Annotated in this window: 12 protein-coding genes; 4 read left to right on the top strand and 8 right to left on the bottom strand. The window is 47.3% G+C overall.

The genetic code is table 11. The features are described 5' to 3' along the window. Positions 1–62 precede the first annotated feature (62 nt). On the top strand, positions 63–713 hold the full coding sequence (locus MKY98_RS11795) for an undecaprenyl-diphosphatase (protein WP_029514856.1): 651 nt from the start codon (positions 63–65) through the stop codon (positions 711–713). 40 nt (positions 714–753) lie between these two features. On the opposite strand, the gene MKY98_RS11790 is transcribed toward MKY98_RS11795, so the two are convergent. The 4 genes from MKY98_RS11790 to nadA form a co-directional block, all read right to left on the bottom strand. Continuing rightward, on the bottom strand, positions 754–1428 hold the full coding sequence (locus tag MKY98_RS11790) for a phosphatase PAP2 family protein (protein WP_029514854.1): 675 nt from the start codon (positions 1426–1428) through the stop codon (positions 754–756). 342 nt (positions 1429–1770) lie between these two features. Then, a complete protein-coding gene (yidC, locus tag MKY98_RS11785) occupies positions 1771–2604 on the bottom strand; it encodes a membrane protein insertase YidC (protein WP_069011673.1) in 834 nt (277 codons plus the stop codon). Next, positions 2570–2899, bottom strand: coding sequence for a hypothetical protein (locus MKY98_RS11780; RefSeq protein ID WP_223830783.1), 330 nt, complete (start codon positions 2897–2899; stop codon positions 2570–2572). The genes yidC and MKY98_RS11780 overlap by 35 nt, the downstream gene beginning before the upstream one ends. A gap of 161 nt (positions 2900–3060) precedes the next feature. Continuing rightward, complete coding sequence (nadA, locus tag MKY98_RS11775) at positions 3061–4167, bottom strand: quinolinate synthase NadA (protein WP_165150061.1); 1107 nt, start codon at positions 4165–4167, stop codon at positions 3061–3063. Between the two features lie 166 nt (positions 4168–4333). On the opposite strand from nadA, the gene MKY98_RS11770 reads away from it, so the two are divergent. Together MKY98_RS11770 and MKY98_RS11765 are read left to right on the top strand one after the other, a co-directional pair. Continuing rightward, a complete protein-coding gene (locus tag MKY98_RS11770; RefSeq protein WP_069011676.1) occupies positions 4334–5488 on the top strand; it encodes an IscS subfamily cysteine desulfurase in 1155 nt (384 codons plus the stop codon). Beyond that, positions 5485–6024 (top strand): transcription repressor NadR, encoded by a 540-nt coding sequence (locus MKY98_RS11765; RefSeq protein WP_069011678.1) that lies wholly within the window; start codon positions 5485–5487, stop codon positions 6022–6024. Before MKY98_RS11770 ends, MKY98_RS11765 begins: the two co-directional genes overlap by 4 nt. A gap of 134 nt (positions 6025–6158) precedes the next feature. Here MKY98_RS11765 and greA read toward each other — a convergent pair whose 3' ends face one another. Beyond that, the gene (greA, locus tag MKY98_RS11760; RefSeq protein ID WP_013310174.1) at positions 6159–6638 is read right to left on the bottom strand and encodes a transcription elongation factor GreA; all 480 of its coding nucleotides are present in this window, start codon (positions 6636–6638) and stop codon (positions 6159–6161) included. 365 nt (positions 6639–7003) lie between these two features. Here greA and MKY98_RS11755 point away from each other — a divergent pair, with 365 nt between their 5' ends. Continuing rightward, positions 7004–7363, top strand: a complete 360-nt coding sequence (locus MKY98_RS11755; RefSeq protein WP_029514846.1) for a hypothetical protein — start codon at positions 7004–7006, stop codon at positions 7361–7363. 220 nt (positions 7364–7583) lie between these two features. Here MKY98_RS11755 and MKY98_RS11750 read toward each other — a convergent pair whose 3' ends face one another. From MKY98_RS11750 to MKY98_RS11740, 3 genes are all read right to left on the bottom strand, one after another. Further along, on the bottom strand, positions 7584–10640 hold the full coding sequence (locus MKY98_RS11750; RefSeq protein ID WP_069011680.1) for an endonuclease: 3057 nt from the start codon (positions 10638–10640) through the stop codon (positions 7584–7586). A 99-nt stretch (positions 10641–10739) separates the two neighbouring features. Then, positions 10740–12641: a serine hydrolase domain-containing protein gene (locus MKY98_RS11745; RefSeq protein WP_069011683.1), complete on the bottom strand. Its 1902-nt coding sequence runs from the start codon at positions 12639–12641 to the stop codon at positions 10740–10742. A 266-nt stretch (positions 12642–12907) separates the two neighbouring features. Further along, positions 12908–24127 (bottom strand): non-ribosomal peptide synthetase, encoded by an 11220-nt coding sequence (locus MKY98_RS11740; protein WP_208332773.1) that lies wholly within the window; start codon positions 24125–24127, stop codon positions 12908–12910. Positions 24128–24272: the final 145 nt, after the last annotated feature.

Here is a 24272-nt window from a genome sequence, read left to right as displayed (position 1 = left end):
TGTAGTCGCTCTATAATATAACTTTGTTATTCAATTTTTTGATGTTAAGGAGTAATTTATTCATGTTAATTAATGTAGACTATGCTTTATTTCACTGGATCAATGAACTCGCTAATTCCCTCGCCTTTTTGAATGGAACCATGCGTTTCTTGGCGCAATATGCACCGTATTTATTCGGAGTGGCTTTGCTGATTTACTGGTTCACCTTTAAAATGCCGCATCGAATGATGGTTTTAGAAGCCGTTATAACGGTTTGTATCGGCTTTGTAATTAGTTGGGGTCTTGGACATTTGTTTTACAGAGATCGGCCTTTTGTCGGACATTCAGTCATTCAGCTTATTCATCATGATCCCAATGCTTCATTCCCGAGTAACCATGCACTTGGAGCGTTTTCTCTGGCTGCCATTTTATGGCTTCATCATCAAAAATTTCGTGTTCTCTGGGTTATTTTAGCTGTACTCATCGCAGTATCCCGCGTATGGACCGGAGTGCATTATCCCTCGGATATTTTGGCAGGTGCGCTTATTGGTGCAGGTTGTGCCATCGGCGTTCATCAATTCATTCGAAGTCGGAAGCTACCTGGCATCTTTATGCAGGCGGCTATTATATTTTATGAAAAATGGGAGCAGAAGCTGGGGCTCAAGCCTGGTGAACAGGCCAGAACCAAGATGACTGAACACACTTCCTCTGTCCAAATGAAAAGCAGACGCTAAAGCGTCTGCTTTTTAGAAACTTCATTATTTATGCAACCCGTTATGCTGTCGATTTAGAGCGAAGTGACAGCATTCGTCGTTCTTCGTACCGCTGATAAAACCAAATACAAGCTGCCATCCAGCAGCCACTCATAAAATAGCCACCCACAACGTCGCTCGGATAATGTACGCCCAAATAAATGCGGCTCGTCCCGATTGCTACAATCAGCAGGCTGCTGAGTACAATAAGAAGGATACGCCCCAGCCTAGAAGGAACATGCTTCCACACTAAAAATGTCAGCGCCGCATACATGCTGAAAGCTGTCATGGAATGTCCGCTTGGAAAGCTGTATCCATTCTCTTCAATAATACGGTGAATCTCCGGTCTCGCACGCTGAAAAAGTACTTTCAGTATCGTATTCAGCATTACCGATCCCAATACACCAGCCGCCAAAAAAAGCAGTTCTCTGCGGTGTCCCAATACTCTATAGAGCACGAACATGGCCATTAAAACAATGATCACAACTGGAATTCCGCTGCCGATCATGGTGAAAAATTTCATTACACGGGTCATGGCGGGCGACTCCAGTTGTCCAATAACCGAAATAATTTCCTGGTCAAAATGCCGAACTTGATGGTCACTCACCCATAATGCGATTAAGCCAAAACCGAATGCACATACTATACATGTGAGCAGAGCCAAGGAAATGGGCAGCTTTGTTGATGTTTGCTTCATTTTCTGTAGTTCCTCCATAATATTCATTGCGTGATAAAACAAAGTGCAGCATTAGCTTAGATATAGGTCTTACTTTGCCCACTTTTCCCTTATCATTTCATTAAAAGAATTAGTTGCATCCTCCACATAATGAAACCCGTTTTCAAAAAATATCACTTTCAGAATCATTTTATAATATAAGAAATTCATATTGACTACAAAATCGCAAGCGGACTGTAGCGAAAAAAGCAGCAACAAAAAAGGACGCCATTCAAGCCTTATAAACGGCTCGAATGACATCCTATGATTACACGTGGCATACTACAAACGTAATTCCCAAGTTAAACAAGCATCATCTACTAATTAGGTTGGTGTGACTTCTCCAAGTTTAACCTTACTCTCTGCTTCCTCTATTGGATAGCGTCTGCGGAACCACAGCGACTGAAGCAGCAAGAAGGTGCCGCTTACTGTCCAATATAATGGCATGGCAGCAGGGGCATTGAAGGAAAAGACCGCCATCATAATCGGTGAAAGATAGCCCATGATCGCAAATTGCTTGCGCTGGTCAGGCGTCATCTGAAACTGAGAAAGCTTGGCCTGTGCCAAGTATACAATTGCGACGACGATTGACAAAATCCAGTCCGGCTGTCCGAGCCGGAACCATAGGAAAGAGTGAGATGCGAGCTCCGGGGTTAAGCGGATTGCTGTATACATACCGCTCAAGATCGGGAGCTGAATGAGAATAGGCAGACAACCGATATTAAGCGGATTGAATTGATGTTCTTTGTAAAGCGACATCATTTCCTGCTGCATACTCTGCTGGCTGGTGGTATCTTTCTTGTTTTCATACTTCTTCTTAATTCGGTCCAAGTCGGGCTGCATAGCGCTCATCTTGCGCTTCATACCCTGCTGGGCACGCGTTTGACGCATCATAAGAGGCAGTAAGGCCAGACGGACAATGAATGTCAATGTCATAATCGCCAGCCCAAAGCTTCCACCAAACCATTGCGCCAATTGCTGAATAAGCCAAGAAAGCGGGAACACCACGTAATGATTAAAAAATCCGGGTGTCTGTGCATTTATCTCCGCAGCATTCGCACCACAACCAGACAGTAGCATGACCACCGCCAACGCTACCATTAATCCAAATATCCGTTCTTTTTTACCCCAAAAGGTGAATCCCTTGAATCGTTTCATATGTTCCTCCTCGTTGATTGGCTGTGCCATCGTTCAACGAGGGAGAACAATCGGATGCATCTTCATCCGGCGCTTCTTTACGCCGGATATGTCGGGCCAGCCGGACAGGCATGTCCTGTCCACGGGCAGACATCGGCATCTGCGGAGAGGCATGAGACCTCACGGGCCCACCTTCGACCCAGCATTCGGGTACATTGCCGTGCAAATGAGCGAGATACGTATAAGTCACTGTGCACAGCAAACCGATTGTAAATAAATAAGGGAGTAGGTCTTGAAGCTCAAACAAGGGATTCACCTCCTTCGGTTTGTTGCTACAATTATAGCACGAAACCGGACAAGCGACTAATCTTTAATTAGAGATACGGGTTGGATCACAAGCAACTGAAATAATTATTTCTGCTCCTTCGGTCTAATGCTCAAATCCGGTGGAAGGACGCTCTATATTACGGTAAAAACTTAACGGATAGCAAGCATACGATTCAATGCTAGTACAGCATCCTGTCTGATCTGAGCATCCACACGAATCACACCCACAGGCTCACCCCGGTCAAACTGTTCCATTGCCCACAGCAAATGGGGAAGATCGATCCGGTTCATGGTCAGGCAGGGACACATATCTGGATTGAGCGATTCAATGTGCTGTTCAGGGTACTGCTGCTTGATTCGTTGCACGAGATTCATTTCTGTGCCAACAGCCCATTGGGTCCCTGGCTCTGCCGCACGGATGGTATCGATGATGAATTTTGTGGAGCCCGCGCAATCTGCGAGCTGTACGACTTCATAAGAGCATTCGGGGTGAACGATGACCCGGACGTTCTTATCACGCTCGCGAACGTTGCGAATATGATCTACTGTAAACTTTTCATGAACGGAGCAATGCCCTTTCCATAAAATAATTTTTACGGTTGCTGGGTCCTGTTCAGTCTCAAGCTGATCTGTCATTGGATTCCACACGGCCATTTCATTTAGCGGAATTCCAAGATCGTAAGCTGTATTGCGACCTAAATGCTGATCCGGCAAAAACAAAATACGTTCCTTTTGCTTCAGCGCCCACTCCAGCACTTGCTTAGCATTCGAAGAAGTCACGGTAGCCCCACCATGCCGTCCTACAAAGGCTTTGATCTCTGCTGTGGAATTTACATATGTTAACGGAATGATCGTATCTCCTACCAACTCCTGTAAATGCTTCCATGCTCGTTCTGTCTGTTCCACATTCGCCATATCTGCCATCGAGCAACCTGCACGCATATCCGGCAGGACAACAGTCTGTCGATCGGTAGTCAGCATATCCGCTGTCTCCGCCATAAAATGTACCCCACAAAATACAATGAACTCCGCTTCCTGATTTTGTGCAGCCATTTGAGCAAGCTGTAGAGAATCTCCTGTTATATCAGCAAACTGAATAACCTCGTCCTTCTGATAGTGGTGGCCCGGTATAAGCAGCTTGGGTCCCCATTTTTGTTTCAGTTCGGCCACTCGCTGCTCCATTTCAGCAACCGTCAGTGTCTTATAATGCTCTGGCATAAGCCCTCGATTTCCTTGTAAAACGTCAAGCATAGACATTAGAATCCCTCCATATCGATGCGGCTGATCGTTCCGCTCTCAGCGAACAGATAACCGCTTTGTGTACATTCATATTTACAAGTGTCTTGACACTTATATTTACACATGCCTACAATAATCTCAAGAGTTTTTGAATGGAATTATTTTTAAGCAGGGAGGATTTGGTGTGATTTATCTCGACTATGCCGCTTCTACACCTATGTGTGGTGAAGCTTTAAATATGTTTAACGTATTAAATAAGGAAATGTTCGGAAATGCCAGCAGCCTTCATGATGCGGGCGGTCAAGCAGCCTACACGCTGGATTACAGCAGGCAACGAATAGCAAATATGATTGGCGGGCAAAAGGAAGGCATCTATTTTACGACAGGGGGAACAGAATCCAATATGCTGATTGTGCAATCGATCCTGAACGGGTTGCCGCAGCATAAAAAGCATTGGATCATGAGCGCTTTGGAACATCACTCGATGTACAACCTTGCCACTTTGCTGGAACGTCAGGGCTATGAGCTGACCATTGTGCAACCGGATCGGGAAGGACGAGTGACTCGTGAAGCTCTTTTACCTCACCTGAGAGAAAACACCGGACTTGTATCCGTACAACACGCCAATTCGGAAACGGGATTGGTTCAGGACCTTGCTGCCTTATCTCCCCTGCTACGCGAACGGGGTATTTTGCTGCATAGTGATGCGGTACAGACATTTGGGAATATTCTCGTAGATGTAGAAGCCATGGGAGTAGATGCACTCTCTGTATCGAGCCATAAAGTGTATGGCCCCAAAGGCGTCGGAGCTGCATATCTCAAACCCGGAACTCCTTGGCGTCCCGTGTACCCTGATACAATACATGAAAACGGATTTCGTCCTGGAACGGTTAATGTTCCCGGGATTGCAGCCTTTGTCGCGGCGGCAGAAATGATGACCGAACAGATGGAGTCGCATCAGGAGCGATATGCTTCCCTGAGAAGACACTTTATTACGAAAATTCGGGAAAGATCCATTCCGTTACGTTGGGTGGTACAGGAAAGCGAGAATAAAGCAGCGCTTCATCATATAGTAGGCTGTTTTTTTCACGGTTACGAGGGACAATATGTTATGCTGGAATGTAATCGCAGAGGTGTCTGTATATCCACTGGAAGCGCATGTGCTGCCGGACACCACGATCCTTCGCCTGCCTTACAGGCGCTTGGAGCATCCGGCCGTGAAGCGTTACAATTTATCCGTGTTTCTTTCGGAAGAACGACCACCATCGAGGAATTGAATGTATTGGTAGATATTTTGACAGACCTGACGCATCGAAAAGAAAGGAGCTTATCCCGTTGACTGAATCTTTAAAACGGTCAGGTACGGATCGCCGCGAACAGCTACTATTGTGGCTCAAGAGCGAATCACCACTGACCGGGAGCGAACTGGCGCGCAGATCCTCCGTCTCCCGACAAGTAATTGTACAGGATATTTCCCTGTTAAAAGCAAGCCAAGAGCCTATCCTTGCAACGAGTCAAGGATACATTTATATGGAGCCTGCGGGTCAGGCAACTCCCTTAGCCTCACGTATTATTGTGTGTAAACATCGACCTGAACAGACAGAAGAGGAACTAAAGCTGATTGTGGACTACGGTGTAAGTGTGCAGGATGTTATTGTTGAGCATCCGGTATACGGGGATCTGACTGCTCCGATACGGGTTGGAACTCGCAAGGAAGTGGACGATTTTATCCGTAAAATCAGCTTCACCCAGGCCACTTATTTGTCCCAGCTGACGGGAGGCATCCACCTGCACACCTTGAATGCCTCGGATGAAGATAAAATTAATGATGCCTGCGCTGCATTGGAGCAAGCAGGCTTCCTAATGACGGACTAACTTAGTGCACTTAGCGGAGTAAAGAAAATCCTGTCCAGTGTATGTGGAGTGCAACTGTGCTCCACATGGACGGTATGTAAGCAGCGAGAAATAAAAAAATCCCGGCCCCCTCATATAAGGGAATCGGGAATGAACTATGTGAGCTTAATTTCAAGCAGCTCATATTTAATTACAGCCATGGGTGCATCCACATGAATGATACTGCCCACTTCTTTTCCCAAAAGTGCCTTGCCTAAAGGACTCTCATAGGAAATTTTGTTATCAAGAACATCCGCCTCAGCAGGACTTACAATTTTGTATTCCATCTTTTCTGAAAATTCGATGTCATTCAAAATGACAGTCGATCCAATACTAACGGTTCTAAGGTCTAAATTACTCTCATCCACGACCCGGGCTTTGGTCAGCATCTTCTCCAATATGAGAATGCGGGTTTCCATAAACGCTTGGTCGTCCTTGGCTGAGTGATACTCACTATTTTCTTTCAAATCGCCGTAGCTGATAGCCAACTTAAGGCGTTCGGCTAGCTCCTTGCGTTTTACGGTCTTCAGTTCCTTTAGCTCATCCTCCAGCTTGGCCAATCCCTCTTTAGTTAACAATACTTCTTCATTCGACATATTTTATCTACAACTCCTATTTCAGCATTTTGCTTAATTCCAATTCAACGCTCAAAAATACAATAAACGAACTAAACCGTTTTAGTCTAAACATTGCTGATTGAAAACGCTCTGGGATTTATGCAATTGATCATTTGGCTTGCTTTATTGTAGTTTACTCTAAATCGGACCAACATGCGAAATAAATTACTGGATAACAGTAGCCAACTGCCTTCAGCCAGGGTGATTCTTATAGTAACCAATGCTCTCTTATTCGCATATCGTATGATCATAACGTATTTTGATGAGCACTGTAGTGCCGCTGTCCTTGTCCCGAATTTTCATAAAAACCAGGCAAGAACAGTATATGGCGGGAGGAAGATTCAATGGCTTCCTTAGGAAAGAACGGCAATGGGAATGGCAATGGAAACGGGAATCGTAAATCCAAATCCCCACCTAACGGTCAAAAGAAAAATGGATTAAACAGTAATTCGGCTATCTTTTCCGCGCTTCAAGGAAAAAATGTGGAGGTCCTTGTGGCAGCCCTCCTACTAACAGGAAAACTAAACGTCGATTCGGTGACTTTATACAGACAAGCAACATTGTTTTTAGGACTCACAGGAAAATACAAAACACTAGCATCCACTCCATCCAATGTCGATAATATGGTGAAATTTTTAAATGATAACGGGAATATGACACTGGACCAGGTGATACAAGCCTTTTCACAGAAAATAAATAATTAACAAGTGGCGAAAGGAGACTTATGTGGTGAGTGAGTTTGATGGAGAATATTTTGCAGAGGTTGTCATTATTGTGATTCTAGTTGCCATGTTCTTCTATGGCTCCTCAGATATAGAGGGACTTTCCGCTTCGCCAACCCAATCCTAAAATGATAATTCCCGCTTCGTAAAAAATAAAAAAGCATCTATAGACTCTCACGAGGTCAATAGATGCTCTTACTTTTTAACGGCCCATCATTTCTACTTCATGGCCCTTTACTTCTACACTTATCGTTTGACTAGAAACTTCTCCTGAAGCATTGACTAACTCGGCCCGGTACTCATATGTACCCGGCTTTTGATTTTGGATGCTGGTCACTGCACTTTGGGCCTGCGGACTTTGGCTCAGCAGATCCTGCGCGTCGATCAGCTTTCCGTTTTCATACAAGTTGTATTTCGTCGCATTTGTGCCCCACCACATGTTCATAGCAAGAGTATAGGCACCATCACCATCCCAATTGTCATGAGACAGCACTGGAATGCCAGGAGAAGCATCGGTCACTTCGACAGTTAACGGGTCGCTGGTCGTTTTACCAGAAGCGTTGATCAGTTCTGCAGTATACGTGTAGGTACCGTTGGTCTTACCTGTAACAGGAATGACTGCATGCTGTGCTCCAGGAGAAGCCGCTTGCAACGATTGAGTGCCAATCAGCTTGTCATTTTCGTACAACTTGAGTTCATCACCATTCGTACCCCACCACAGATCCATAGTGATGTTGTAATTGCCATCCTTCAGCCCAGTGTCCTGCCCGTTATCATGCGACAGCACAGGTTTACTCGGCACTTCACCTACACCAGTCTTTTCGACTCTAACAGTTACAGGATTGGATACGACCGTTTTACCATCCAAGGTAACGCTGGCTGTAATCTCCGCGCTCCCCTCTTTTAGGGCCTTAAGTTCTCCATACGTATCCAGCGAAACGGATTCATGACTGCTGACATACTGAACAGAAGCGCGGTTTAAATCTGCTTCGCTGCCATCTGTCAGCGTACCCTTGAGATGTGTCACTGCCGTATCCCCAATGTTGAGGGTCGTTTGATCCAGTGAAAGCTCTACTTCTTGCAACTCTGCACCTGCCTGAGCTGAAAAATCATCCAGTCCACGCGGTTTCAACTGATAATTCCCTTTGAAAATCGCCGAAATTCCTTTTAGCTTCACGTGCTGTCCTTCTTGATATGGAAAAGTTGTCCGTGTTAAGCCTGTACGTGCATCGACACGCACATGGTGACTTACTTCACCTGATACTGCATCAAATTCAAACGAACCTACGGGAGTCGCGTCTATCACATTACGAATCATTGCCGTAGGAAGCTCAACCAACTGTCCTTGGCTCGCATCACTGAGTTGGGTGACTTGTACAGCTTCTGGAAGTTGTCCTTCTCCCGTTTTTTCAATTGCCACTGGATCGGTTAACTCTAGCTCACTATTAAACAGTGCCAAGCTTGCTGTAAGCTTTACTCGATCCCCTTGGTGAAAGCCGCTTTGGTTCTGATATACATAAATACCGCCACTTTCATCCTGCATGTAAAAGGCTTGACCACCGAATACACCTGGTTCTGTCGTCACAACACCCTCTAAGGTCACGACTTTACCAGCCGGGAGACTCCGTGCTTCTGCGACACTGATACGAGCTGGAACCGTATTGCCTTCCTCAGGCAACGGCTGGGCCGGGACATCAGCCAACACGACGGATTGAGTCAGCAGATTGCTGCCGTTTTGCCTCAGTCTAAGATTAGCTGAACCACTGGTTCCCGGCTTGATTCGCACCGTCAAGTCCTTATAGGCATGCCCTTTGCCGTTGGACTCCAGACTAAATGTTCCGCTATAGCCGTAAGAGGTTGGCCAGCTTCCATCCGGATTTTGAATCTGGGCTACTTGATTGCCGCCCTCTATATAAATACCTGTGCTGAATCCGCTAATCGTACTATTGGGAGCCAGCTGATCGGCAGTAACTCGAATTTGAAAAGGCTGTGCATTGGGCAGCTGCTCTTGACGAACGATGTTGTACACAGGCTGCGCACTGGCTGTAGGTCCGCCATAGGACCCTGCTTTGAAGGTTCGCTGATCCCACCATTTGTAGCCAGCTGCGGGAGCGGACCAAGGCTCGGCTTGTGGTTCCGTGGAAGCCTGTGGCTCTTCAAAAGGCAGTAATGCCGTCGGCTGGTCCAGCTGTAAGCTTTTCACTTCCGTCAGGCTGGTATACTCCTCCTTCTTGGACAACCAGTCTACGATATTGACCAGTAACTCGGCGTCATCCTGCTCCTTAAAGCCGTCATAGGTTGTCTTCTTGGTTCCTGTCTCTTCGCGCAAATATTTTGGCGTTGCATCTTCGACAGGAGACGAGTCCCCAATGAAAGCAGCTTTGCCTAGTCCTACTTTCGATACAACTGCATAAGGTCCTTCCGGAATGCCGCCTCCATTATACACGCCCTGATCTACCGCGTTGCCCCAAGCCTGATTGGTTTTAGGTAGATATACGATTCCCTTGGCTTTCGCTGGGTCGATAATTGCGAGTGTTGATCCTGCATGCATTGCCACATTACTCACTCCAGCTGTAATGCCGAACGCCTGTGCTGGCTCGACAATCTGATTGGCCGTGATATCGCCTAATGCATTGTAGCGAAAGCGCACACCAAACTGGCTGCCCAGCCAATCTGAGCTGACTACGCCCTGCATTGCTGCCGAGCTTTTTTCTTCCGCACTCATTCCCTTCGCAGGGTCTTCCCATGCACCACGACGATAGCCATTAATGCTCTCCGATCCGTCCCAGCGATTCTTGTTGCGGTCCGCGTTATAATGATCTCCAATGAAAAAAATACTATTGCCTGCTTTTACATACTGCTCCATTGCAGCCTGTTCGCTCTGTTTAAAAGGAATATTCGGCTCTGCTGTAACAAATACATCATAATTCTTTAGATCATTGTAAGTAATGGGCGTAGATTGGCGAAGCTCGTGTACATCATAGCCATTGCTCGCGAGGGCTTGGCCGAAGTCTGAAAATCCACCATCAATCACCCAATCTGCTGCGCCAGCTGTCTGTCCATGAGTATTATCAAACAGCACTTTTTTACCAGCGTTCTCATTGACCACTTTCGCTGCAATGAAGGGGGCTGGGTCCGCCGGACCTTCTGCCCGTACCGGTTGCATGCTGCCCGCAACACCAGCATACAACGATAAAGTGAAAACCATAGCAGTTGCATATTTGAAGCTACGGGATGTAAAACGACGAAAGATTCCCATTCTTTCCCTCCTGTTTGTTGGTTTAAAGCCCTTCTGGGGGGCATCAGATACAAATTTTAGCATTCATTTATGTTCGAATATGCATTGTTTTGTAAATCTTTAGGAATAATGGATAGGAAGGAAATTCCAATAAAAAAGATACACTGTATGCAGCAATGTGAGCACCGCAAATAGGATTTTCCCGGCAGCCCGGGTTCTTCTTTCCCCTGTAATCAGCTTTGCGCCATTCACGATCAATACCCACACGGCAATGAGTGCTGAAATGAGTGGCAGTGTGCAAATTCCCCAGATATACCACGCGGAATAGCCATACACGATCTGATTGTTACCATAGACGACCTGCACTCCGAGAAAAATCGTGTTTAGTGACGCAATGAATGCAAGGTTGGACGAAATGTGATTATTCGTTTTACGGATAGCTTTGATCACATATCTTACGATCCAAATTAGCAAGGTTGTGATGAAAAATAAGGAGGCGGCTGCATAGCTGACAAGCAGAGTCCAGGTGCGGTGCCAAAGTGTCGTTTGCTTCATGGTTTTACTATCCGGGGCAACCATCATCCACGTACCGTTTTCCTGATACAGCAAAATTTTAAGCTGGCCCTCCTTTTCCACAAACAATCCATCGCCTGCTGCTTGAAAAACTTTGTCTGTTGCTTCATTCTCATTTGGGTATTTTCCTTTAACAATTAACGTATGATCATCTTGAATTCGCACGGTGTATGTAATGTTTCCCAGTATTCGAATCCATTTTCCCCACCCATGAACAGGATTAGAATCCACCTGATATACACCCTCAATCTCTGGCGAAAGCTTCACTTGCGTGGTAGAACGAGCCAGTGACTGAGAAGCGGCCTGCGGATTTGCGGGCAGCATTTGGGCTATCGCATCGATGACTTTTCCATGAAGCAGAGTGTCCGTGTCAGCTGAATTAATGATCACAAAAATGCCGATCTTTTGTGACGGAATCAGTACCATTTCGGAAATAAAATCATCAATTTCCCCGGTAGCCCACAGCATAGGTACTCCTGTCTCCAAATGACCACGAAAAAATCCGTAGCCCACGCCATCCAGGCGTGCATCGACTGCAAATTGCTGCGCATGCATCACTTTTACCGTATGTGGTTGGAGCACCACTTTGCCCTCATACTTGCCTTGGTTTAAATGAGTGATCAAGTAATGGGAAAACTCGTTGGGTGTGACGTTCAACGCTCCTGCTCCGGGCAGATTGATATACGACAAAGGCTGTTTCAAATACGCTCCATCCTTCCACTGATACGACTGGGCCTGTGCAGGATGATTTAACGGCAATTCCAGTGTCGCGCTGGGCATATTCATCGGCTGGAACAGATGTGTACGAAGGTAATCATTCAGTCCCTGACCGCTTACTTGCTCCACGATATTACCGATCAGACCGAAGGCGACATTACTGTATTCATACTGAATTCCAGGTTTGCGGATAGGTGGCTGATTTTGAAAATACGTGCTGAGATACTGTTCTGTGGGTAAAACGCCTGCCCGAGTCGAGCTGTTAATGTCGTACAGCGCTTCATCCAATCCTGAGGTATGTGTCAAAAGCTGATGCAAATTGAAAGGCTGATTCTGGTATTGCGTAGCTTTATAGCTGTGGAGATAGTTATTCACGTCTTCATTCAAATCAAGCTTGTTTTGCTCAACCAGCTGCATCGTGGCGCTTGCACTAAATGATTTGGTTAGAGAGCCGACACGAACAATGGTCTTTGCTGGATCGAATGCCATTTTCCGCTCCAGATCTGCATATCCGTAGCCTTTACTAAAAAGAATTTGGGTTCCCTGAGTCACGACGACCGCAGCCCCCGGAATATGCAATTTTTCCAATTTTGTAACCATGATATCGTCCACTTTTTTTTCCAATGAATTAGGTGTTATGCTGTCTATTGCCCATGCCGGAGCAATGAGCAGGTTCCAGAGAAACAACGCTGCTAAAAATGCGGATAGGTAGCAAATGCCTTTATTCTTCATATTGAAGTACCATCCTTACGTATGAAGTTGATTTAATGATTTGAACCGTGCGGTGATTGCATAGCGAGCAGATATTTATACTCCGTATGGAAGCCATCAGCATGGCGCTATGGAATCATCGCACTTCCCATCGCGGGAGTGCACATAATAAAGCGAATCCTGATCGAGTCGTGTAAGCAGACGGCATCTTACCTGTCGATCAGGATTCATGTGTTACAGATTAAAAAATTAGTGATTCAGTTCTTAAAATCATCAACCGTAGATTTTCAAGATTTATGATGTGCTAAATCTTGTGTCATGTCTTTGTCCGTGTTCCGAGTTATCTTTTGTATTGCGGCACGGATACTTTTTACATTTTTCTCGATAAATCCGGGTTCCAGTAGTTCATAATGATTACCAATCAAGCTATGCTCTTCATAGCTACCTTGTGTAGCGTCTTTCCATAAAAGTCGATTATCTCCTGTACCCCTCACCGTTTCCGATCCAACGGCGACAAAGCCGTGAATATTCGCCTGAACGCTCTCTGTATTCACAAGCTGGTTGCCATACACCGCGTAAGCGATCATTTTACGTTGGTACGTTTCATTCAACAGCTCACGGTAGGAGTCGGGAACCTGTTCCAGCATGTCATGAATTTCATGCTCTGTTTCTTCAGCTGTGAAGGGCAGGGCTTCCGCCCTTTTGACCGAATCGAGCATAAAAATATCTGATACGGTATGACCTTGACGTTCCAGTGTGTCAGCAACCTTATGCGCCAGATTACCACCTATGGAATAACCAAGCAGTACATACGGACCTTGCGCTTGCGTGCTGACGATCAAATCAACGTAACGTGCCAGCATGGCCTGCTCATCGGCAGCATCATCCACGAACTCCAATCCATACACGACTGCGTCCTGATCCAGTTGTTTGGCCAGCTCCGCGAACGACAGCCCGTATCCAAGCATAGGAGGAAAGCAGAAGATGGAGATCGGACCGTGTTCATTCAACCGTATGATTGGACTATCGGCCTTGTATTCCAGATCCGCTTTCAATAATGTGAGCGCCTGCTCTTCTATAGTCGGGAAGTCCATAACACTACGGATGGGGAGCTCAATGTCTGTGGCAAGGTGAACTTTGCGTATAAGCTCCAGTACTTTCAAGGAATGTCCACCCAACGTGAAAAAGTCATCATGGATACCCACTTGTGGAATTTCAAGCACTTCCTGCCAAATGGATGCCAGCAACTGCTCCACATCGGTTCGCGGGGCGACATATTCTATACCCGTGTGCAGCCCTTTGTCCGGCACAGGTAAAGCTTTGCGATCGATTTTGCCGTTTGTCGTCAGCGGAAGCCGATCCAGTTGTACAAATGCGGATGGAATCATATAGCTCGGCAGACTGGCCGACATCGCAGCTCGAATCTCACGGACGGTCAGCTGTTCATCGGCAGTGAAGTAAGCACATAATTGCTGTTGACCCGTTCCATCCCGCAAAGCGATAACGACGCTATCCCGCACGGACGGTACACTTGCCAGCCGCGCCTCCACTTCGCCCAGCTCAATCCGGTAACCGCGAATTTTAACCTGTTGATCAATCCGTCCGGCGTATTCCAATATGCCGTCTTCACGCCAGCGAACAAGATCTCCTGTACAGTACAGGCGATCTCCGTCCACCCACGGGTTAGCAAGAAATCTCTCAGCCGTCAGCTCAGAACGATTTAAATAACCACGTGCAACTCCGTCTCCGCCGACAACCAGCTCACCCCAGGCTCCGACCGGTTGCAGGTTAAATGACGAATCCACAACATACGCCGTCGAATTGCAGATGGGACGTCCGATCGGCACAGAATCCAGCTGTTCTTCCGTAATGTGATACGTCGTCGAAAAGGTTGTATTTTCCGTTGGTCCATAGCCGTTAATGATGTTCATGTCCGGATTATCACGCAGAACCCGGTTAATATGGGGTGCAGACAAAACATCACCACCAACCAGCAAATACTTCACATCGCCGAAAAGTTTACTATCCTGCTGTGAAAGCTGATTAAATAACGGTGTGGTCAGCCACATCATGGTGATGCTATGATCCCGTATCGTCTCTTTAAGCTTGGCCGCGTCCAATAGATCATCCTTATGCACAAGAACAAGCTGACCGCCGTTCAGCAGCGCGCCCCAAATTTCAAACGTAGATACATCAAATACAAACGCGCAAGTCTGCAGCATTCGAGTCGATTCATCAAATGGCACATAATCGGTATTGCGGACAAGGCGCACGACACTTTGATGCTCAACAACGACACCCTTAGGCTTACCTGTTGAGCCTGAGGTATAAATAACATAAGCAGCATGATTACCCGCTCCATCTATACCCAGATTGGAAGCATCTGCACTGTAGGACGTATCCTCATTCAGATTAACAATCTGTCCGTCAAAATAGCAACGATCCAGCAAATCTTGTTGAGCCAGCAGCAGTTTGGCTCCCGAGTCCTCCAGCATATAACGGATACGGTCCTCCGGATATTGTGGATCTACCGGCACATACGCGCCACCAGCCTTCAAAATAGCGAGTGTTCCCGTAATCATATCCAGCGAGCGCTCCGTCAAAATGCCAACAGGTTCATCGGGTTTCACCCCTGCATCACACAGCGTATGCGCTAATCGGTTGGCTGTCTCATTGAGCTCCCGGTAGGTCAATGATTGATGACCCAAAGCGACGGCAATATGATCCGGCGTACGCTCTGCCTGCTCCTCAAACAATTTTTGGATCGTGTGATTGCTTGGATATGCAGAGGCAGTGTTATTAAACTCTCCTGTAATTTGTTGTTTTTCCGCCGCTGTAACCAGTTCCAGCTCTTCTATGCAAACATTCGGGTTAAGCAAAACTTGCTCCAACAGATTCACAAAATGTCCATGCAGACGCTTAATGCCTGTTTGATCATAACTTAACGCATTATACATAAAACGAATCTTGATGCATTCTCCTGGCATAACGACTAAGCTCAGATCATAGTTAGTCTGCTCTGCAGCCACCACGTTGGAAATCGGGAATAGTTCCTGCCCGTCACTTCCCAGTTCTTCGACCTGCTCATCTACCGGATAATTTTCAAATACCATAATATGGTTAATTAAATCCTGTTTCTGATCGGTCAATGCCTGAATCTCAAACAGTGGATACGTATCATACGCATGAGAAGCCAGAGCCTGCTCCTGCGTTTTCTTCATAACTTCTGCAAAAGATTCCCCTGCCTCACTAAGGATGCGAACAGGAATGGTATTAATGAACAAGCCGATAATATCCTCTACCCCGATAATATCCGATGGACGGCCTGAGACGACACTGCCAAATACGACGTCACTGTGGTTGTTATATTTTTGCAGTAAAATCCCCCATGCGGTTTGTAGTAACGTATTCATGGTCACTTGATATCGCTTAGCCGTCTCCTCCACCCGGAGGGTCAACTCACGTTCCAAAACCGTCACCCAATCACTAGCCGTGTTGCCTCCACTCTTGCGACCGGATTTTACAGCTGGTAATGCTGTTTGCTGCTCATATCCGGATAAATAGCTGCTCCAGTAGTCGGTTGCCGCCTTGCGATCCTGTGCTTCGAGCCATTCAATAAAGCGGCTGTACGGCACTGCGGGTGCCAGCTCTGGTACTCTGCCCTCCTGAAGTGCTGCATAGCTTTCAAACACTTCTTTATTTATAAGGGACAGACACCAGCCGTCCATGACGATATGATGGAAGCTCCATACAAAATGATAGCTGTCTTCTCCGGTACGTAAAATCGCTACACGCAGCAGAACATCCCTACGCAGATCAAAACCTCGTGCTTTATCTTGTAGCTTGAAATTTTCCACCCGGGTATCTATTTCATCCTTCTCCAGATGGTGTAAATCTTCATATTGAAAGCCGCAATCCTGATTTCGATACACCACCTGCAATGGTTCCGTATCTCTGCCAAAATAAAAATGTGTACGCAGCGCCTCATGTCGCCGAACCAGAATATTCAGGCTTTCTGCAAAAGCCCGAATGTCCATCTGACCTCGCATATCATAAGAAACCTGCTCAAAATACGCGTCATTCGCGGCTGCTTGACTATCTAGCTGGCTGTGAAACAGCATCCCTTTCTGCATCGGGGTCAGTGCATATACATTGTCGATCTCACCTGCAGCACCCATTTCAGATAAGAGGCTGTCCAAACCCTCCACACTCATTCCTTTATAGGAAATATCACTCGGGGTCAGCTCCGGGTGTTCTTTATGGATGCAATGCACCAAAATTTCACGCAGGCTCGATTCCAGTAATTTCGCCAATCGCTCGATCGTCTCCGGTCTATAGCTGGTACGGCTATAGCTAATCGTCAGACCCAGTTGGCCTCCCGAAATGATGCCACCAAAATCCAGCGTATACGTTCGAGCCATGGTCGGGCTCAGCGGCATCCCACCCTCATATGAGGAAGATTGCAAGTCGTTCCCTTTCATATCCTGATCGAACTGTCCCAAATAGTTAAAGCTGATTTCGGGATCTGTCGTAAATATAGCTGAAGATGCCTCCGGTGCCTGTGTCTGATGATCGGCTAAGTATTTCAGTACACCGTAGCCAATCCCTTTTTGCGGGATGCCGCGCAGTCCTTCCTTCACCCGCTTAATCCGTTGCGAAAGTGCCAGTTCTTCCGGCATATCGAGCAAAACAGGATATTGGCTTGTAAACCACCCTATCGTCCGGGTAATGTCCACCTCTGGTAAAATGGCTTCACGTCCATGTCCCTCTAGATTTATCAGGAACCGATCATTTCCACTCCATGCTTGCAATGCCATTCCTACTGCCGTCAACAACAGGTCATTAATTTCTGTACGGTAGGCACGATTGGCCTGTTTGAGCAGCTGCTCTGTCTCTGCGTGTGTCCACAAAGCAGTAACCGACTCACTATCGCCAATCAATGGCTTTTCGTGCTCGTTATACCCGTAATCCTGCGGCAAAGGGGCTAGTTCCGCTTGTGCAAGTTTCCCCCAATACGCACGCTCACGTTCCATAGCTGGACTGTTGGCATAAGCGTGCAGCTGCTCGGCCCACGTTTGGAACGAATCTGTTTTATGAGGCAGCTGAATCACCTGTTCACCCTTGGAAGCTTGATCATAGGCAGTCGCCAAATCCTCGAATAAAATGCGCCAAGATACCCCGTCCACCGCCAAATGATGAATCACGACCAGCAGATGATCTCCATCCGGGCAACGGAACAGCCCCAGTCTCATCAGCGGACCTTCACTTAGAGAAATACCAGATTGAATTTCATTGCACTTCGCTTCAATTATCTTCGCCAAATCTTGCTGGTTTACATCGCTGTCATTATAGTCAAAGCATTCCAGATGGTACGGTTCGCCTTCCGCTACACTGCGGTTCCATGCTGTACATCCGTTCTCCGACAAACTAAAAACCATACGCAATGCATCATGGTGTGATGTAATCTGATGGAGCGCCCGCCGTAGTGCCTGTTCGTCATAGCCTTCCTGCCGATAGAGCATGACAGATTGGTTAAAATAGTGTGGTTCTCCCGTTGGTTGTTCAAAAAACCAGCGCTGAATCGGTGTAAGCACTACATTTCCTGTAACCTCGCCCTGCTCGGCTATTCGGTTAACAGGCTGAATACATGTGCTTAGTCCTGCAATTGTCGGGTATTTGAACAAGTCCTTCATTTCCAGCTTGTATCCAGCCTGAAATAAGCGGGACGATACTTGAATGGCCTTGATGGAGTCACCACCCAAATGGAAAAAGTTATCCTGTATTCCGACTTTCGGGATACCAAGAATGGCTCCCCAAGCTGTAGCCAGTGCCTGTTGGACATCCGTCTCGGGTGCCACATAGTCCATACCTGTATCGAGATTGTGCTCAGGTGCGGGCAGTGCCCTGCGGTCTACTTTGCCATTCAGCGTCAAAGGCAGTCTGGAGAGCTGCACAAAGTAGGACGGCACCATATAGCCAGGCAGATCCTGCGACAAAATGTTACGTAAGTCGCTGGCGCTCAGTTCGCTATCTGTTACAAAATAGGCACATAGCTGTTTTTGTCCGTGATCGTCCTGCCGCACGGTAACAACTGATTCCTTCACACCTGGAATCGTGGACAAACGGGTTTCAATTTCACCCAGTTCAATGCGGTAGCCGCGAATTTTGACCTGTTCATCCATTCTTCCCTTGTACTCCAGTACACCATCAGCACGCCAACGCACTAAGTCCCCTGTACGATAGCAATATTCTCCAGACCGGAATGGACTTTCAATAAATTTTTCCGCCGTAAGCTCGGGCCGATTCAGATATCCACGCCCAACACCATCACCACCGACGATCAGTTCCCCCCAGGCCCCGATAGGTTGCAGCTTCAACGAACGATTGACCACATAAGCGGTCGAGTGATCAATTGGACGTCCAATGGGAATAGCCTGGGTTTGCGGTTCTGTAATGTCATAGATGGTGGAAAAGGTGGTGTTCTCAGTCGGCCCATAAATATTGGCTAGGCGAAGCTGCGAGTACTCCTTCAACACACGATTGACGTGCGGTACAGACAACACATCACCACCCACGAGCAACTCCTTCAAGGACGCAAACACTCCGATTTCTTGCTGCGAATATTGATTGAATAAAGCCGTGGTCATGAACATCGTGTTAACACGATACTTGTCAATTGCCTGTTTGAGCTTGGAGGCATCCAGAATAGTGTCATGACTTACCACATACAGTTGTCCCCCGTTCAGCAGCGTTCCCCAGATTTCAAATGTGGAGGCATCGAACACAACTGCGCCCAATTGCAGCATACGTGTATTTTCATCAAGCGTGGCATAGCTTTTGTTTTTCACTAGGCGCACGACATTACGGTGCTCAATCATCACGCCCTTCGGCTTGCCTGTCGTACCAGAGGTGTAGATCACATACGCAAGATCCGAGGAAGATCCCCCTGTTGTAATCGGAAGTGTTCCATCCGTATGAGCGTCAAATTCAGATTTGGTACTCCATCGTTGTTCATCACTCAAATCGATGACCGGAATGCCTGGTTCAAAAGGCATCTGCTCACGTCGTTGTAACAGTAACAGCCCCGCACCGGAATCCTCCAGTAAATAACGGATACGCTCTTCAGGATAATCAGGATCAATGGGAACGTAAGCCCCTCCGACCTTCAAAATCGCCAGCATACCGACGACCATTTCAATGGAGCGTTCAGCCATAATTGCTACTCGCTGTGTCTCTGGCTCGGACCCGCGCCGTATCCCATGGGAAGCGAGAATGCGTGCCAGACGGTCGGCACGTTCATTCAGCTCACGGTAGGTAAGCTGCATGTCCGCAAAGGTGATGGCCAGCCGATCAGGTGATTGTGCTACCTGTTCCTCGAACAGCACATGCAGTGCTTGATCTCGTGGATACGGATAGTCTGCTACCGTATCATTGAATCTCTGCACAAGCAGCTCTTTTTCTTGGGCCGAAACCATTTCTATAGCCGAAAGAGCGATATCCGGCTGTTGAGTAACCGCATTGATAAGCTGCTGCAAATGTTCAGTCAGTCGTTCAATGGTTTCTCGTTTGTACAGCCGAGTTCCGTATTGAAGAGCACAGGAAATTTGTTCTCCATCCTCCACTGCGAACAGACTCAAATCAAATTTGGCCGTCGTTTGCTCACTTGGATAAGATGCCAATTGCAGCCCCGCCAGCTGCTGCTCTTTTTGCTCTATGTTTTGTAGTGCAAACATGGTATCAAATAACGGATTACGGCTTAAATCTCGATCCACGCTTAGCTTCTCCACTAGCTCTTCAAACGGATAATCCTGATGTTCAAAAGCCTTTAACGCGTTTTCCTTGACCTCCAACACATAATCGCGGAACGTTTTCCCGCCTTCTGGATAATTACGGATTGCCAGTGTATTCACGAACATCCCGATCAGACTGCCAAGATCCGCATGGGGCCGCCCTGCAATTGGCGAACCGACAATAATATCCTCCTGCCCGCTATAGTGGCTAAGCAAAGCCGAATAGGCTGCCAACAGCACCATATATAATGTCGATTCCGTCTGCACCGCAATGCTTTTTAAGCCTGCGCTTTGTCGTTGGTCAAGCGTAAATTCCAGCACATCTCCTTCAAAGCTTCTCACCGCTGGCCGTGGATAATCAGTCGGTAGATCAAGCACTGGTAGCTCTCCTGCGAAGGTATTGAGCCAGTAGTTTTCCTGTTCCCGGTAGCGTTCACTTTGCTGCTGCTTCTGTTGCCAAGCGGCGTAGTCTTTATACTGAATGCGTAACGAGGGCAGCGTGTCGCCTGCATATAAATGAATGAAGTCCTGAATTAGTACATTTATAGAGGTGCCGTCCGAAATGATATGATGCATATCCATGAGCAAAATATGATGCTCTGGGTCTGTTTCAATCAAACCAACTCGGAATAACGGAGCCTGCCCCAGATCGAATGGTTGGACAAAGTTACGTACCAGCTCATCCGTTTCCTTTGGGGTAGCTCCGTGAGCATTAGTCAATTCCATGCAAAAAGGAACCTCGTCATGTACTCGCTGGACAGGTTCACCGTTCATGGTCTCAAAACTTGTGCGCAATGTTTCATGACGGTCAATAAGCTGACGGAACGCGCTATCCAGTGCCTTGTGATTAAGTGAACCGGTCAGAGTCAGGACACCAGGTATGTTATAGCTAATTCCCGCTCCATCAAGCTGATTGAGGATATACATCCGTTTTTGAGCCGAAGAGACCGCATAAAATGGCTTATTCTCCGTAACAGGGATGGATTCATAAGTGGTTTGCTCCAGTGCTTCAATAACTTGCGCCAGCTGTTCAATGGTCGGATGCTGGAACAGATCCTTTAGCTGCACATTTCTATGCAATTCTTTATAGATGAGTGATATGACATGTGTCGCCCGCAGGGAATGTCCTCCTGCCTCAAAAAAGTTATCCTTAATGCCAATGCGCTCAAGCTCAAGCACATCTTTCCAGATGCTAGCCAGTTGTGCTTGTAATTGATTTTGAGGAGGTACATATTCTGCGCCTGAGCCTACACCTCCCTCTGGCTGTGGCAACGCTCGGCGATCCACCTTGCCGTTGGGCGTCAGTGGCAATTGCTCTAGCTGTACAAAATACGACGGTACCATGTAGCCCGGCAGCTCCTGACTCAAAGCGCTACGCAGCTCACTTGTCGCTACTTCCGCATGGGTGACCACATATGCGCAGAGCAGCTTTTGCCCCTGTTCATCTTCATGTGCAATTACAACAGCTTCTCGGACTGCCTCCAGCTTCAACAGCTGTGCTTCCACCTCGCCCAGCTCGATCCGGTAGCCCCGGATTTTTACCTGCGCGTCGATCCGTCCCTTATATTCCAGCGTCCCGTCCGCATTCCAACGCACCAGGTCCCCTGTTCGATAGCAGCGTTCGCCACCACGGAACGGGCTGTCAATGAACTTTTCGGTCGTCAGTTCTGGGCGGTTGCGGTATCCGCGAGCCACCCCGTCACCGCCGACAATCAGTTCCCCCCACGCTCCAACAGGCTGGAGCTGCATCGAACCGTCCACGACATATGCCGTCGAGTTATAGATCGGGCTACCAATGGGCACAGATCCCGATTGAACGCCAGTAATGGCTTGTGTGGTAGAAAAAGTCGTATTTTCCGTCGGACCGTAGCCGTTAATAATATGTAGATTCGGATGGGCCTCCAATACCCGATTAATATGCGGTACGGACAGCACATCACCACCGACCAATAGCTCCCGCATCCCCTCAAATAGTTCCAAGTCCTGCTGGGATAGCTGATTAAAGAGTGGTGCGGTCAGCCACATCGTGGTAATGCCGTGATTGCGGACAACTTCCTTGAGCTTGGGCGCGTCCAAAATAACATCCTGACTCACCAGCACCAGCTGTCCACCGTTCAATAGCGCACCCCAAACTTCGAAGGTGGACGCGTCAAAGACAACAGACCCGGTCTGCAAAATGCGTGTGTCGGCATTCAAGCGTGCATAGTTTGTGTTTGTCACCAAACGCACGACATTACGGTGCTCCACCATAACCCCTTTGGGCTGGCCTGTAGTCCCTGAGGTGTACATAATATAGGCCAAGCGACCAGCTGCGCTCGCCTGTGGTTGTTCTTTAGCTGCATAAGTCTGCTGTATTTGTTCTGGTTCTGCTTGTTCTGATTGCGTAGCTTTTGGTTGCATGATTTCTGGTTGTATGGTTGTCGTAGAAGCAAGTTCGGGACTGGCGGAAATGGAGTAGAACGGATCTAGGCAGTCCACGTATCCCGAATCAGTATTCGTCCCGTGCTCATTCGACAAAATGGGATCGTAACGATCAGCATCATCCGTTCCATAAATTGCGGCATCGCTAAGGTCAAGCACCATTCCCTTAAAATCAGTGGGCCGATGTTCCATTCGCTGCACGAGCAGTATGTCCGCACCGGAATCCTTCAGCAAATAGCGTACACGCTCATCCGGGTAATCAGAATCAATGGGTACATACGCTCCACCTGCTTTGAGAATTCCGAGCATACCGACAATCATCTCAATCGAGCGTTCAGCTACAATGCCGACCGTCTGCTCGGTGCGGATTCCCTGCTTACGTAAAGAATGAGCCAGTCGGTTGGCCTTTTCATTCAATTCTGCATAGGTTAGGCTATCTTGCCCATACACTACCGCCACCTGCTGTGGTGTCTGCTTCGCCTGTTTCTCGAACAATTCATGAATAGACGCATGACGTGGATAATCCACATTTGTATCGTTGAAGGTATGGAGCAGCTGCTCTATTTCTTGCTCTGACAGCACTTGTGCTGTGGAAATCGCCAACTCTGGCTGCTGCAAAACAATAGTGTACAGCCGCAGAAGCTGCTCAACAAAGTGCTCAATCGTCGTCTCGCTATAACGGTCGCTACTATACTTTACGTTTAGGGAAACCGCTTCATGTTCCCATTGAAACTGGAAATCTAGTTCAGATTGTACGTGATCCAAAAAATCAGAAATATGAATATTTCGCAAGGATACTGTGGTGTGAATAAGAGGCTTTCCATCCTCATCACGTTGAATGTCAAGTAATTCAGAATAGTTCCAAAAAGGAATGTTTTGATGTTCAATAGCTTCGCCGACAGAGGTTTTGATTTGAGACAGCAAGGCTTTGAAGGTTGTGCTGGAATCCAGCGTATTTTTCAATAAAAGTAGATGGTTGATCGGCTTTGTAGCACCGTTGCTAGACTTGGCTACCGGAATGCCCAGCAGCACACGTTCCTCACCTGTGTATTTATGCAATAAGCTCTCTACTCCAGCAAGCAGGACCATAAACACGGCCCATGGAGCGCCACCTGTTATAGATGATATTCTTTGGGAAATTTCAGTTGGAAATGTGAGCGTGTACATATGGGAATTTAAACTCGTTACAGTTGTACTTCTGGACACATGGTTAGTGTATGGTAGGCAGATGGTATGATCCTCAGATTCCAGTTTATGACTCCAGTAATTTTTTTCCTTCTCAAATAAGGCTTTCAATGACATCCCTCCTGCTTCTCGGGGCCTGTTCCCCGGTTGGATGGTGCGTTGTTACGTACATGAGCGTTGTGTCAGAAAAAGAATACTTTGCAGGCAAGGGCAGTCGGACAAGCCGCCGCCCTCTGCACACGCAAAGTGAACTCAT

This window comes from Paenibacillus sp. FSL M8-0228 (assembly GCF_038007385.1).
Classification (GTDB): Bacteria; Bacillota; Bacilli; order Paenibacillales; family Paenibacillaceae; genus Paenibacillus; species Paenibacillus polymyxa_D.
Note: the sequence above shows the minus strand (reverse complement) of the source record. Positions and strands in the feature narration are given on the sequence as shown.